Origin of the sequence: Bacillus sp. JJ1122 (assembly GCF_036964885.1) — a bacterium.
Taxonomy (GTDB): Bacteria; Bacillota; Bacilli; order Bacillales; family Cytobacillaceae; genus Mesobacillus.
In genome coordinates, this window is the sequence record NZ_JBALQL010000013.1 from 8,662 (window position 1) to 23,692 (window position 15,031).

Consider the following 15,031-nt stretch of genomic DNA (forward strand, 5'->3'; position numbering starts at 1 on the left):
TCAAAGAACGACTTCACTGGTCGGACCTTCGACGGACACGATGTACTAGTGCCGACGTTGCCACAGGACGTGGCGGTTTTAGTCGGCCAGCGCTTGTCGGGGCTGACCAAGGCGCTTTCGCTTTTCTTTTTACATATTTAAGGATGTCCGGAACAAAACATAGCCCTTTTGCATATTTATTTATGAAGGAATGTTTTAGCGTGCCTGAGAGGGGTAAGTGTACAGGTAGGCAGTTTCCTTTGTTTTCTATTGACGGATTCATCAGTATCATGTATGATAATCCTGTTTTTGTAAAAAGGTTCATTTCGTAAACTTTGTAGCTAAATCGGCTTCTGGATTATACGGTCTTTGCTGCTTTCTTGGTTCAGGAATGTCTCGAAGGCAAACAGAAATGTTGTTTGAAAGTTACAGTTAATGCGGATAAAGCCTGTTAAAACAAAAGCACCATTCCAATTGAAAGGTGGGCAGCGGTTCAAATAGAAAACTTAAAAGCGCCAGGACTAATTCTCGATCGGATATTTGGATTAGTTGACGAGGTGGAGGTTTATCGAATTTTCGGCGGATGCCTCCCGGCTGAAAGCACAGCCGCGAATTCCTTCTTTAAAACATTTTGGCAACTTAATGGACAAAGAGAAGGGGATGCTAAAACTAGAGAGGCAATGACCTCAACCAATTATAATAAGAGATAAGGGGGCAAGCTGCCCCTAAAAAGGCTTCTTGCCCCCTGTCGTTCAGGAGGAAAAGAAGTTATGTGTGGAATCGTTGGATATATTGGAAATAATGACTCGAAAGAGATTTTATTAAAAGGTCTTGAAAAGCTTGAGTATAGAGGTTATGACTCTGCGGGGATTGCAGTTATCAACGGCAATGGCGTGCATGTTTTCAAAGAAAAAGGACGCATTGCAGACCTTCGCAACGCAGTAGACCTTGATGTTATGGCAAACGCAGGTATTGGCCATACTCGCTGGGCTACTCATGGACCGCCAAGCAAGGTGAATGCTCACCCTCACCAAAGCTCTACTGGCAGATTGACTCTTGTTCACAATGGTGTAATCGAGAACTACGATCTTTTAAAGCGCGAGTATTTGCAAAATGTTGAATTGAAAAGTGAAACAGACACTGAAGTAATCGTACAGTTAATTGACCTGTTCGTTAACGAAGGTTTGAGCGTGGAAGACGCATTCCGCAAAACGCTGACACTTTTACATGGTTCATATGCACTTGCCCTTATCGACGAGCAAAATGATGACACTATTTTTGTTGCAAAAAACAAGAGCCCGCTTTTAGTAGGTCTTGGAGAAGGCTTCAATGTTGTAGCGAGTGACGCTATGGCAATGATCCAGGTAACAAGCCAATATGTTGAACTGATGGACAAGGAAATGGTTCTTGTCACGAAGGACGAAGTGACAATCAAGAATCTTGAAGGAGAAGTCATCGAACGTGCTCCTTATACAGCAGAGCTTGACGCAAGCGATATCGAAAAGGGAACATACCCTCACTACATGCTCAAGGAAATCGATGAGCAGCCGCTTGTAATGCGCAAAATCATCCAGAACTACCAGGATGGCCAAGGCGCTCTTGAAATCGACTCTGACATCGTTGCTGCGATGAAGGAAGCAGACCGCATCTACATCATTGCTGCGGGTACTTCTTACCACGCTGGTCTTGTCGGCAAACAGTTCATTGAAAAATTGGCGAAGATTCCTGTTGAAGTCCATATCTCAAGTGAGTTCGGCTACAACATGCCGCTTCTTTCTGAAAAGCCATTGTTCATCTTCATTTCACAGAGCGGTGAAACTGCGGACAGCCGTCAGGTACTTGTTCAAGTGAAGGAAATGGGCTATAAAGCACTAACAATTACGAATGTTCCTGGTTCTACACTGTCCCGTGAAGCTGATTACACATTATTGCTTCATGCAGGTCCTGAAATCGCGGTTGCTTCAACTAAGGCTTATACAGCACAGCTTGCTGTTCTTTCCATTTTAGCTGAAGTTACAGCTCGCGGTCTCGGCCATGAAGTAGACTTTGATCTTGTTCAGGAGTTAGGAATCATTGCGACTGCTATGGAAGCTCTTTGTGATGACAAAGAAGAATTCGAAAGCATCGCTCGCGAATACCTGACAGTCACAAGAAACGCATTCTTCATCGGACGCGGAATCGACTTCTACGTAGGCCTTGAAGGCGCGTTGAAGTTAAAGGAAATTTCGTATATTCAAGCTGAAGGCTTTGCAGGCGGAGAATTGAAGCACGGAACAATCGCTTTGATTGAAGAAGGCACACCAGTCATCGCCCTTGCAACTCAAGACTTTGTAAACCTAAGCATCCGTGGAAACGTCAAAGAAGTCGTAGCCCGCGGAGCTAACCCATGCATCATTTCCATGAGTGGACTGGAAACAGACGAAGATCGTTTCGTAATTCCAGAAGTGCACAGCCTATTAACACCTCTTATCTCTGTAATACCAATGCAATTGATTTCTTACTATGCAGCATTGCACCGCGACTGCGACGTAGATAAGCCGCGTAACCTGGCTAAGTCGGTTACGGTTGAATAATATTGTCATTAAACCTCTTCAGATCTACTCTGGAGAGGTTTTTTAGATAAAATGGCGGGTAAAAAAGCAGCATTATTTTCTTTGAGAGAAATGCAATAGCAGAACGCGACTGGTAAAAATATCGGGAAATTTCCAGTTCGCTGATAAAATAAAGATTTCGCAAAAAAATTTTAACTTCGCCAAAAAAAATTGTGAACACCGCCCAAAAAATAGTTTTCCGCCCATATACTGTTTCCTGCTGCTTAAATAAATGAGTTACTGCTCAGAAAGAGTGCAGTTTGGGTGATCAACTGGCCAAATGGTGCTCTTGTTTTTGAAAAAGCAAACATATAGATGCTTGTTTGTCCTATTGTCCTGCTGTAGAATTTATGTGAAGGAAAATACTAGAAGAAGGTCAGTGTATGATACATCCATACTTTATATCAGGCTTCGGCACAGGAATTGCAGTTGGCATTATTGTTATTGCTTTGTTCTTTTACAGGTGGAAAAGAAGCGAGAAACAGTTGAAGGAACGGCATGATAATTTCATCCATGTTGTTGAGAATACAAATGATTTTATTTATTATTATCAACTTTATCCGACCAGGGGATATCAGTATCTGAGCCCATCTGCGGAGCATTTTTTCGGAAAAGGTTCTATTGAGCGTGCATTTAAAGATCCTGATGTTCCCTTTAATGATGTCCATCCTGATGATTATGAAATCCTGATCAAAAAGATCAACGGTGAGCTCGATTTTAACAAGGGGATCGTCCAGCGATGGCTCGATAAAAATGGGGAATACAGATGGTTTGAGGAGTATGCTACGCCCATCTATAAAAATGGGAAGTTGGTTGCTCTTCAAGGTGTATTGAGAAATATTGATGAGAAGATAAAACTGCAGCAGGAATTAGAATTTCAACTTCATCATGATTCTTTGACGGGTATATACAATCGGACGTATTTCGAATCATGCTATTCAAAATATAACGAGAAAACGGACACATCCATTGCATTCATATTATGTGATTTGGATGATCTTAAAAATATAAACGATAGCTTTGGTCATAAGTATGGAGATGAGTTACTTAAAGAAGCGGCCGGATTGCTAAATCAATTCTCCGAGGATGGGTTAACTGTAGCGAGGCTTGGGGGAGATGAATTCGTACTCCTTATACCAGGCATCACAGAAGAAGAGTTAGCTCAATTCGTTAGTAACCTCGTAAGAAGAATAGACGACCATAATGAAAATGAAGTTGCGATAACGATAAAACTGTCAATAGGCTGCGCCTTTTCGCCAACATCACTCGGATTAATGCCAGATTTGTTTTCTCAAGCTGATCGAAATATGTACAAGGATAAAAACAAAAGAAAGCAAGCCGGCCTAGTGTGACGATTGTCGGCTAATATAAAATCGCAACTAGATCAACTTAGTACTAGAAAGAAGCAGTGTGACTTTTAAAATCACACTGCTCTTTTTATTATTCGTCCGCTTCCTCGCCCTGTCTGCTCTTCTGTGTAGGAAGGCTATCCCAGAAGCTTGTGTCCGCTTTTTCAATTGAATCATCGGCGATGGCTCTTACCGTTGCATCGAGGGTGGCGATGGTCTGCTTGATCAAATAGCCATTGCTCTTTTGGCCTAATGCATAAGACTCGATATAATGGTCGGACATGCCGCGCATTTCGAAGAGAAGGGTTGAGATGCCGTAACGGGCAGCGGCTCCGTTGCGTCCGATGTTGTCTGTATTGCCGCCGGCATATTTGCCGATATGGCCCCAGCCGGTATCTTCAAGAGCATTATAGACAACTGCACCCAGCTTTTTGGAGCCCTCAAGCACCTCTGGCTTCACATTCGGGCTGGTAGGATAAAGGATGGATCCTGAAACAAGCTCACCTTCTGTTTCGCTGAGGGTACCCTGGTGATGCAGGTCGATCATATAATCGATCTCATACTTGGCAAAGACATTTTCGTGCAGTGACCTAATTTCAGGCTGCATCTCGCTCGTATTTTTATCGTGTTCACGGTTAAGGTCAATTTTGTTTGCGTTATAGCGGGTCAGGTGGCGGTCTCCATCGGCGTGGTAATCTTCAAGTGAGAAGTCAACATCGCCCATCGCGCCATCCGCGTTCAGCATTGGGATGACGAGGATGTTCACATTCTCCAAAACCCCGCTGGTCTTCGAAGTGCCTAAATGCTTAATGAATTCCATTGCACCTTCTGTAGTCAGCTGCTCATTCCCATGCTGCTGGGTTAAAAATAATACCGTTGGATTCTCCGGATTTGAAATGTACTTCGCCATATAAATATCGCGGCCCTTCACCGTCTGTCCGATCACCTCAAGCTCCATCGACTCTTGTTTGGCATCCTGTGTTTTTAGGTAATCTCCTAAACTTTCATATGTATGCAGAATGGAAGTTTGTACAGATCCATTTCCGGCACCAGGACCATTGCCAACGGCTCCAACAGGCAGTGAAACAGCAGTCATGGCACCAAATGCCATGATACTTGATAAAGAAACGGATAAAACTTTTCTCTTAATGTTCATCTTTATACCTCCTTAAAAGTAGATTCCACATAATTTTACAGAAAATTATAAATATATTTAATAGAGTATCTAGCCTATCTTTCAGACAAATTTCGAGCTGCGAAATAAGTAAATTTGGAGCAGTTTAGAATGTTAAAAAATGGGTGCAGGACAATTGCATAGGCAAAAAGTAATTAACTAGGATGCTGAGACAGGAATCGCTATAATGAAAGGAACTAAGACCTTTGTAAGGAGACAAACAATGGCAGCCATTTTAATTGTTGATGATGATGTGAATATTTTATTTTTGGTGAAAAATCAGCTCCAGCAGGCGGGACATCATGTTTTCCAGGCATCGCAAGGGCCTCGGGCTTTAAAGATTCTTGATCATACCGTCATCGATTTAGCAGTGGTCGATGTCATGATGCCTGGCATGAATGGCTACGAGCTGACTAGACAAATCAGGGAAACGCATGACATTCCTGTCATCATGCTGACGGCCAAGGGGCAAATCGAGGATAAGGAATTGGGTTTCCTTTCAGGTACGGATGATTATATCGTGAAGCCTTTCGATCCAAAAGAACTGACTTTCAGGATCAACGCGCTGTTTCGCCGTTATCAAAAGCGGAGCAATCTTCTTATTACGATTGGTAATGTAACGATCAACCAGCAGAATTTTGAGGTTCAGGTAAATGACCGTACGATCCTTTTGCCTCTTAAAGAATTTGAACTGCTTTCATATCTGGCTTCAAAGCCGAATCAGGTATTTACGAGAAACCAATTGATAGAGGAGATATGGGGACTGGATTTTACAGGAGATGAACGGACGTTAAATGTACATATCAAAAGGCTGCGGGACCGTTTCTCTGAACTGACAAATGACTTTTCAATCAAGACAATCAGGGGAGTCGGATATTTAGTCGAGGTCCACGGCAAATGAAATCGATCTATTCAAAGTTTGTTTTTGCGACGGTTGCCATAATTTTCATAAGCACGATTCTTGGCTTCTTTATTTCCAATACGTACTACCATCAGTATATAAAGCCTTTGAATGATGAAAAAAATGTCAGTGTGGCGTACAATCTTGCACGGTATATTGATGGCGAGACAAATGTTAAGCTGGAAGCCTATTTAAAAAGTGCTGCTGCTATGGGCTATCAAATATTCGTAGTCAGTGAAAGCGGGTATGAACGATATTTTGGAGCGGATTTTAAACGACAGAACCTCGAGCAGGAAGCTGTGGATTCGGTGCTAAAAGGTAAAGCCTATCATGGCATGAGGGAATTCCCGATGGAAACCTTCGTGACCGGCTTTTTCGCTAATGAATTGCGCAATACAGTGGGTGTTCCGTTCCATTATCAAAACGAACGATATGCGATGTTTCTCCGCCCTGACATTAAGTTATTGTTCAGCGAAGTCCATGTCCTGATGGGCTGGATGATCCTGATTATGTTTTTAGTCAGCGTCATCCTTGTGCTGATTGCATCCAAATTCCTGGTCAAGCCAATCGCACAGCTGACCTCGGCAACCAAGGAAATCCAGGAAGGGAATTTTGATATCAAACTGGATATCAGCAGGCAGGATGAAATAGGGGTGCTGGCAAGGAGCTTTGAGGAAATGAGTTTAAGGCTGAGCCAGCTTGATCAGATGCGGACGGAATTTGTATCGAATGTGTCACATGATTTTCAATCACCGTTACAGAATATCCAGGGCTACACTCAACTATTGGCGAAGGAGAATCTTCCTCCCGCGGAAAAAGCGCAGTACATCCACGTAATTCAGCAGGAAACAGGCCGGCTTAGCTTGCTGACAAAGCAGCTGCTTCTTCTCACTTCTTTGGAAAAAGAGGATTTTTATTTCAAGCCTGCAGTTTTTCAATTAGGAAATCAGCTGAAGGATTTGGTTCAAACCTATTTATGGCTGCTTGACGAGAAGGGAATTACGATTACCTACAACATTCCGAGTGTAGTTTTCTATGGAGACTCTTCGCTGCTTTATAATGTTTGGGAAAACCTTTTAACAAATGCCATTAAGTACAATAAAGAAAACGGAGAAATAGAGCTCTCTCTCCGTGATGAATCAGATTGCATCACAGTTGCCATCAAAGATACCGGGATCGGGATGGATACCGGAGAAATGGAGCGGATTTTCGAAAGGTTTTACCGGGCTGATCCTTCAAGGTTCAGAGGAATAGAAGGCACTGGCCTTGGCCTGTCCATTGTAGATCGAATCATAAAATTGCATAAAGGAACAATTTTGGTAAACAGTGAGCCCGATCAAGGGACTGAATTCATTGTTACTCTTCCGAAATTGTAATCTCTTGTTCACCTTCCGTTCACTTTCGATTCTTATAATGAGAATCGTAAGTAAAAAGAAGGTGTTTTTTTTTTTGAAATCATTTAAGGGGTGGATTTTTTTGAAGGAAAGAAATTTAGCGCTGCTCAGATTCTCAGCTATATTTTCAGTGATTGGAGCGATGCTGGGAGCCCACATGGCCGGCTCTGGCTCATATGCGTTTCGGCCGATCCATGCTCACATATTGGTGGTTGGCTGGTTAACTCTGTTTGCCTGGGCAGTCTATTATGAGGTTTTTACCATCACATCGAAAAAACTGGCTTTATTGCACACATGGACAGCGATCATCGGGGCAACTGGGCTTACGGCAGGAATGTGGCTGCAAAATTTGAAGCCATTTGATCTGCCGGAAGCGGCTTCGCTGATTTTATATATTGGCGGTGGCGTGACTCTGCTAGTCAGTTTTATTCTATTTCTGGTTTCAACATTTTTTATCGAAAAGAAGTGAGGCGGAAAGGTCTCTAATAGTGGGGGGAACGTATGCTGAATTTGGCTAAGAAATTAACGGTTTTTTCAAGCGGTAAAAAGGGTGCAAAGGGCATTGTTGCAATCTGGTTTATAGCTGCCATGCTGATGGGATGGCTGGCACCGGGAGCGAGTGATTATGCGACTAGCATCAATGAGTCGGGCCTGCCGGAGGATTCTGTTTCACTTAAAGCGGATGAAAAATTGAAAGAGTATTTTCCAGAGGATAAAGGTACGCCAGCATTGCTTGTTTTTACTAAGAAGGGTGAATTCACCGATACCGATTTTGCGGTTATTGATAAAATCAGCAAAAAAATAGAAACGGCGAAGCTTGAACCTGTAAAGTCGGTTGTTCCTTTTCATAAGCTGCCTCCTCAGGCAAAAGCGTCGTTTCTATCAGAAAACAATACGACATTGATTTTACCGGTGTCATTGAAGGAAAATCTTGAGCGTAAGTCGATTAACGAGACGATCGAGAAGTTAGGCAAGATGGCGAAAGCAGAATTAAAGTCCAATGATGAAGTGAAGCTGGCTATTACGGGCCCAGCTGGTATTGTCGCCGATATGATCAGCATTTTTGCGAGAGCAGATGTTGTCCTGCTGCTTGGGACGATGGGGCTGATCTTTGTTTTATTAATCCTGATTTACCGTTCACCGCTATTGGCTCTCGTTCCGTTATTGGGAGCGGGGATTGTCTATGAAGTGGTAAATAAGACAATCGGCATTTTTGGCTCAGCGGGCATGGGTATTGATAGCCAATCGACCTCGATTATGTCGATCCTGCTTTTTGCTGCAATAACTGATTATTCTTTGTTCATAGTGGCGCGTTTTAAGGAAGAATTGAAGAAAGAGGAAAATAAGTACACAGCAATGAAGCGGGCGATGGAGGAGGTTACAGAGCCGATTCTCTTTAGCGGGGGTACGGTCCTTGCAGCGATGCTCGTCTTGTTTGCTGCTATTTATGAACCATACCGAAACTTTGCTCCGGTATTCTCGCTTGCTTTGGTGCTGATCATTTTAGGCGGACTTACTTTGCTGCCGGCCTTATATGTTCTCTTTGGAAGAAAAGCGTTCTGGCCAGCAATCCCAAAGGTCGATTTTACAGCAGAGGCGAAACAAACCTTTTGGGCTAAACTTGGCTCTGGTGTTGTAAAAAATCCTTTGAAAAGCGGTTTTTTTGTAGTGATCCCGCTTGTCATCATCGCCCTGAACACATTGAACATTGAGTACTCCTTCAATTTGATCAAGTCATTCCCTGACGATATCGAGTCACGTCAAGGATATGAAATCCTGGAAAAGAATTTCTCGCCAGGGGAGTTGGCGCCTACAACGGTTGTCGTTGAAAGCAGCCAGAAATTGGACTTGGAGAAGGTGCAGTCGTTGAGAGACGAGCTGCTGGCAGTTGAAGGGGTTGAAATGGTCAATCCGGACTTTTCATCGAAAGATCCAATGGAGGCAATGAGACTCGACTCATCTTTTTCGGTGGATCGCAAAGCTGTTAAGATGGAGATTGTATTTTCCGGGAATCCTTATGATCAGAAAACATTCGATCTTTTAAACGGGATACGTCATGATAAGTCTAAGCTAATCAACAATGCCGGTCTGGAAGGGACAAAGCTTTATTTTGCCGGTGAAACAGCGAAGCAGGCAGAAATTCGTGATGTCAATGACCGGGATACGATGGTGGTCGTCGTTTTAACCACTGTTGTCATTATGCTATTGCTGGGATTGCAGACGAAATCACTGATTGCACCCATTTACATGATGGCGACCATCATCCTGTCATATTTTACAGCGCTCGGAGCTGGCACATTTATATTTAACAAATTCTTCGGCTATACGGAAATCAGCTACCGGATCCCGTTGTACACCTTTATCTTCCTTGTGGCTTTAGGGGTGGACTACAATATCATGCTGATTTCCCGGATAAAAGAGGAAGCGAGAAAGCACCCCATCAAAGAAGCAATCAGCCTCGGACTGGCGCATACAGGGGGAGTCATTTCTTCTGCAGGAGTAATCCTGGCCGCGACATTTGCCGTCCTGATCACCCAGCCAATCATGGAATTGTTCATGTTTGGATTTACAGTCGCCATCGGCGTGTTGATCGACACATTCCTTATACGGACCATTTTGGTGCCTGCGATCATGGTGAAGATGGGTAAATACAGCCTGTGGCCACAGAAGGTAATGGCTGAAGAGGCTGATTTGAACGTATAAGCGAGAATGGGAGTTGGGAAAATTTTCGGGGCATTTTTCCAAATAAAAAAGCGTGCTCATCAATGTGGGCGCGCTTTTAGCAGAAGTCATTAGCTTTTTTCTAGTTCTTCCTCGAAATAAAAAGTGCTGGGATGTTCCTTTACGATATAGGAAAACCTCTTCATGTTTTTAACATATTGGGATTTCATGATCGTAACAGTTTCCCCAGTCTCTTTAATGTTCACTGACTGACCAGCTTTGTATAAGTTGCTCGAGCTTTTCAATTAGACACGCCCTTTCATATCTTTTTATTATAACATATTTTTTAGCTTTCTTTCCGGAATTATAAGCGGGTCATATAAGCTCTTGCTCTACCATTATTGACTAGTTTTGTTCGATTTATTAATTTCTCCTATATTTTGGTATTTCTTTTAAAGCTTGCACAATTATATTATTTCTGTTATTCTTAGGAAGAATTATTTTTGCCGGTATGTAAGGGAAGAACATGTAATGCTTTTTCGCCTGGATATCACTGAGAGCAAGAATAGTAACAAATTGTGTGGATTACACACTAGGAGGCAACAAAAATGGAAAACGGTAAAGTAAAATGGTTTAACGCAGAAAAAGGTTTTGGATTCATCGAACGCGAAGGCGGAGAAGACGTATTCGTACATTTCTCAGCTATCCAAGGCGAAGGTTTCAAATCACTTGAAGAAGGTCAAGAAGTTTCTTTTGACGTAGAACAAGGCGCTCGTGGACCACAAGCAGCTAACGTTACAAAACTATAATAACGATTGGCACATACAAACAAGCTCTGAGTAATCAGAGCTTGTTTTTTTATACCCCGCTTTAGCACACCACCGTACTGGGGGTCAGACCCCCAGTGATTTAATGCGTTGCAGTGCCGGGGGTCAGACCCCCGGTGCTTTAGTGTGTGAAAGGGATTTTGTGGTAAATACATAACAAAAAACCCCACTTGGTTAGAGTGGGGTTTTTACTGCGGTAAAGCAATGGTTGATTTCATTATAGCATAAGTTTTATTGACCCTGTATAAAACTTTTAACTAGAGACAAATATTTTAGAATATCTAAAAAATCTGAATTTTCCCGTTGAAGAAATGTGCCGGGCAGTGGATAATAAGAAGTGGATCATTAGTTTCTATTTATTTACATTCTGGCCGTTCCCGGGGGATCATTAATGGTAGAGTTTCTAAAAGATTTAATCCTTCATTTATCTATAATCCTTTCACTTGGCTTTATGTACAATTTCTTGTTAATGCAAAAGCGGGCTATTTACCATAAACAATTTTTTAAGATGTCGATTTTGGCCGCTTTATTATTGACGATGGCTTTCCCGGTTAGATTCGAGGCTGGGATGGAATTTGATTTGAAATTGATTCCGGTATTCATTGCCTTCTTCTATCTAAGCCGGACAGATGGAATATTGCTTGTTGCCGTTATGCTGATTTTAAAAGGCTTTGTGGATTTTGGGGGATTAGCCGTCACTGCGATTAATTACGCCATTATTATCATTTTATTTTTCGCGATAGAAAAAATGTACCAGAACTCATCCGTTAAAAAGAAAATTGCGCTGGGACTCTTTGTTTATTCACTGATCACTGCGACGAGGCTGGCAGCTCTGATCAACTCTGGCAATCAACAAGAATACCTCTATTTGCTGGTGTTTTCAATCGTTTCATTTATTGCTTTGTCTGCAACGATTTACATAATAGAAATGACAAACTTCCAGTTAAAGATGATGCATGAATTACACAAGGCCGAGAAATTTTCGGCCATCAGCCAGCTGGCGGCATCGGTTGCCCATGAAATCCGAAATCCAATGACGACCATCAGAGGGTTTATGCAGGTATTGCAGGGAGAAAGAAATTTGAGTGACGATCAGAATCTTTTTATTTCCATTTCGCTGCAGGAGCTCGATCGAACCCAAACAATCATCGATAATTTTTTATCGCTGGCGAAACCGAACACCGGCAGTACGGCTAAAATAAACCTAAGCAGCCTTTTGAAAGAGATTATCGATTTCATGAGGTCATACTCCCATCTGGCAAATACGGAATTAGTTGAAGGAATAGAAAAGGAGCTTTGGATCAGGGCGGATGCCCATGAAATCCGGCAGGTTTTTATTAATATCATAAAAAATGGAATCGAAGCTATGCCTGAAGGCGGAAGTATTTATATCATCGCAAAATTGGACAAAGGACAGGTGAAAGTTCAATTCCGGGATGAAGGCTTAGGGATGAATAAAGCCCAGCTTGAACGTCTCGGCAATCCTTATTATTCTACCAAGGAAAAAGGAACAGGCCTGGGGCTTATGATTTCTTATGATATCGTTAATAGGATGAGAGGCAAAATTATCGTTGATAGCGAAGAGGGTAAGGGAACAACCTTCACCATCCTGTTGCCATGTGAATGAGGAAGGCGGAAGAGATCCGTCTTCTTTTTTAATAGAATTAGTGCCTCAATCAAGATATAATAATTTTTAAAAGATTTCTATAATTGTTTTTTTGGGAAAGGGGTCAACACCATGGCAGATTTTAATTCATACTTTTTGATGAATGCCGATGAGGTCATTCAATATGTTAAATCCAAAACCGGCTTTTTTGACGGCTCAAATAATTTGAAGTGCGCTGAAATTGGCGATGGCAATTTAAACTATGTTTTTCGTGTGATCGATGAAGAGTCTGGCAAATCCGTGATTGTAAAACAGGCAGGTGACACGGCGAGGATTTCAGATGAGTTCAAGCTTTCGACGAACAGAATTAGGATCGAGTCAAATGTTTTGAAGCTTGAAGGAGAGCTGGCCCCTGGCCTTGTTCCCGAAGTTTATTTATATGACAATGTGATGAATTGCTGCGTCATGGAGGATTTGTCTGACCATACCATTTTGCGGACAGCGCTGATGGAAGAGCGTATTTTTCCAAAGCTTGCGGATGATCTGACGACATTTATGGTCAATACCCTTCTGCTGACTTCGGATGTGGTTATGGGACATAAAGAGAAGAAAGCTCTTGTTCAGGACTACATCAACCCTGAATTGTGCGAAATTTCCGAGGACCTAGTATACTCTGAACCTTTCACAGACCATAATAATCGCAATGACCTGTTCCCGGCTAACAAGGAATGGATTGAGCAGAATATTTATGGTGATGACGCATTGCGCTTTGAAGCGGCGAAGCTGAAATTCGCGTTTATGACGAATGCCCAGGCCCTTGTCCATGGTGATCTTCACTCTGGTTCTGTTTTTGTAAAAGAAGATTCGACTAAGGTCATTGATCCGGAGTTCGCTTTCTACGGTCCAATGGGCTATGACGTCGGAAACGTGGTCGCAAACCTGATGTTTGCGTGGTCAAGAGCGTATGTAACAAAGGCAGATGAGAAGTACCTTTCATGGTTAGAAGAGACAATCAGGGACACCGTCGATCTTTTTTCGGAAAAATTCCTTGCAAGCTGGAAGGGAAATGTGACCGAGATTATGGCGAAAGAACGAGGTTTCGACCGCTGGTATTTGGATACTGTCCTTAAGGATACAGCGTCTGTAACGGGTATGGAAATGGTCCGCCGTATCGCCGGTTTGGCAAAGGTCAAGGATCTTACCACCATTTCAGACGAGCAGCAGCGGGTAATAGCAGAAAGGCTTTGCCTTACAGCGGCAAAGCAATTCATACTGAATGCCGCCAATTTTAAAACGGGAGAAGATTTTTTACATGTATTAAAGGATTCAGCTTTGAGCCATAATGTGCAATAATAAGACGTTCCTAATCTAGACTTTGAAAGAGAGGCTTTAGGCCATGTTACTTCTAGAAGAACGGATGAAGGTCGTAGAATATGGCAAAAAAATCATAACAAGCGGACTGACTAAGGGCACTGGCGGGAATATCAGCATTTTTAACCGTGAAAAAGAGCTGGTTGCCATCAGTCCGAGCGGAATCGATTATTTCGATACGAAGCCGGAAGATGTCGTCATCATCAATTTGAAGGGCGAAGTGGTGGAGGGCAGCAAAAAGCCATCGAGCGAGCTGGATATGCACTTGATCTTTTATCAGCGCCGCGACGATCTGAATGCTTTGGTCCACACACATTCTCCTTACGCGAAAACCATTGCTTCACTTGGCTGGGACATTCCGCCGGTGTCGTATTTGGTTGCATTTGCCGGACCGAATGTCAGATGTGCTCCGTATGCGACGTTCGGGACGGAGGAGCTTGCGGAAAAAGCATTTGAAGGAATGGCTGACAGAAGAGCAGTTCTTCTCGCCAATCACGGAATGATTGCAGGCGCCCATAACATTGAGACTGCATTTACAGTCGCAGAAGAAATTGAATTCAGCGCCCAGATCTTTTACCAGGCAAAAGCGATTGGTGAACCGAAACTGCTTTCTGATGAAGAAATGCAGCTGCTTGCGAAGAAATTTGAAAGCTACGGACAGCGATAATCGCTTAGGGACCCTCTTATTAAGAGGGTTCTTTGTTTTATGTCGACCCATTTTAAGTTGTGCAGGGTCAGTAGCGCCAACCTAACAGAGCCCTCTTGCAAAAACTTTAAACGATATGAGGTATGTAAAATAGCATTACCAACTCCCTTATTTTCAGGGCAGGTTATAAAAAAATTAAAATACAAAATTACTAGAATATGCTATGATATTTTCAAAGTTATGGAGAGACTGGATAGATTTTCTAAGGAGGATAAAAGGTGTATGAGAGCAAGAACAAGGAAAAGTGAACCTATTTCGTTTGAAAAACTGAAGGACTTTCTCACTACCGTGCTATTGCATCTTAGTTTTTATGCCTTCATAGTATTTCTAGTCATTTTTTTTATTGATAATTTCAGCTAATACATACAAAAAAGCACAGCTGCCAGTAATAGCAGCTGTGCTTTTTAATGTTGTTTGTTGATTTCCGCTCCAGGCACTCGCTTTCCGCGGGCACGTCAGGTGAGCCTCCTCG

The 15,031-nt window shown here is 42.6% G+C and carries 11 protein-coding genes; 10 read left to right on the forward strand and 1 reads right to left on the reverse strand.

The window, feature by feature from the left end:
• Positions 1–749 precede the first annotated feature (749 nt).
• The gene (gene glmS, locus V7201_RS07715) at positions 750–2,552 is read left to right on the forward strand and encodes a glutamine--fructose-6-phosphate transaminase (isomerizing) (protein ID WP_335376210.1); all 1,803 of its coding nucleotides are present in this window, start codon (positions 750–752) and stop codon (positions 2,550–2,552) included.
• 401 nt (positions 2,553–2,953) lie between these two features.
• A complete protein-coding gene (locus V7201_RS07720; RefSeq protein WP_335376211.1) occupies positions 2,954–3,922 on the forward strand; it encodes a sensor domain-containing diguanylate cyclase in 969 nt (322 codons plus the stop codon).
• Positions 3,923–4,010: 88 nt separating this feature from the next.
• On the opposite strand, the gene V7201_RS07725 is transcribed toward V7201_RS07720, so the two are convergent.
• Positions 4,011–5,075 carry a M14 family zinc carboxypeptidase gene (locus tag V7201_RS07725; protein WP_335376212.1) on the reverse strand — a complete coding sequence of 355 codons (1,065 nt, stop codon included), beginning with the start codon at positions 5,073–5,075 and terminating at the stop codon, positions 4,011–4,013.
• Positions 5,076–5,316: 241 nt separating this feature from the next.
• Here V7201_RS07725 and V7201_RS07730 point away from each other — a divergent pair, with 241 nt between their 5' ends.
• From V7201_RS07730 to V7201_RS07765, 8 genes are all read left to right on the forward strand, one after another.
• The gene (locus tag V7201_RS07730; RefSeq protein WP_335376213.1) at positions 5,317–5,994 is read left to right on the forward strand and encodes a response regulator transcription factor; all 678 of its coding nucleotides are present in this window, start codon (positions 5,317–5,319) and stop codon (positions 5,992–5,994) included.
• Positions 5,991–7,370 carry a sensor histidine kinase gene (locus V7201_RS07735; protein ID WP_335376214.1) on the forward strand — a complete coding sequence of 460 codons (1,380 nt, stop codon included), beginning with the start codon at positions 5,991–5,993 and terminating at the stop codon, positions 7,368–7,370. The genes V7201_RS07730 and V7201_RS07735 overlap by 4 nt, the downstream gene beginning before the upstream one ends.
• Positions 7,371–7,470: 100 nt before the next feature.
• Entirely contained in the window at positions 7,471–7,857 is a 387-nt protein-coding gene (locus tag V7201_RS07740) for a hypothetical protein (protein ID WP_335376215.1), read from the forward strand.
• 32 nt (positions 7,858–7,889) lie between these two features.
• Positions 7,890–10,091 carry an MMPL family transporter gene (locus V7201_RS07745; protein ID WP_335376216.1) on the forward strand — a complete coding sequence of 734 codons (2,202 nt, stop codon included), beginning with the start codon at positions 7,890–7,892 and terminating at the stop codon, positions 10,089–10,091.
• A gap of 566 nt (positions 10,092–10,657) precedes the next feature.
• Positions 10,658–10,858, forward strand: coding sequence for a cold-shock protein (locus V7201_RS07750; RefSeq protein WP_041967029.1), 201 nt, complete (start codon positions 10,658–10,660; stop codon positions 10,856–10,858).
• Positions 10,859–11,267: 409 nt separating this feature from the next.
• The gene (locus tag V7201_RS07755; RefSeq protein WP_335376217.1) at positions 11,268–12,503 is read left to right on the forward strand and encodes an ATP-binding protein; all 1,236 of its coding nucleotides are present in this window, start codon (positions 11,268–11,270) and stop codon (positions 12,501–12,503) included.
• A 111-nt stretch (positions 12,504–12,614) separates the two neighbouring features.
• Positions 12,615–13,835, forward strand: coding sequence for an S-methyl-5-thioribose kinase (gene mtnK / locus V7201_RS07760; RefSeq protein WP_335376218.1), 1,221 nt, complete (start codon positions 12,615–12,617; stop codon positions 13,833–13,835).
• Between the two features lie 43 nt (positions 13,836–13,878).
• Positions 13,879–14,520, forward strand: a complete 642-nt coding sequence (locus V7201_RS07765) for an L-fuculose-phosphate aldolase (RefSeq protein ID WP_335376219.1) — start codon at positions 13,879–13,881, stop codon at positions 14,518–14,520.
• The last annotated feature ends 511 nt before the right edge of the window (positions 14,521–15,031 follow it).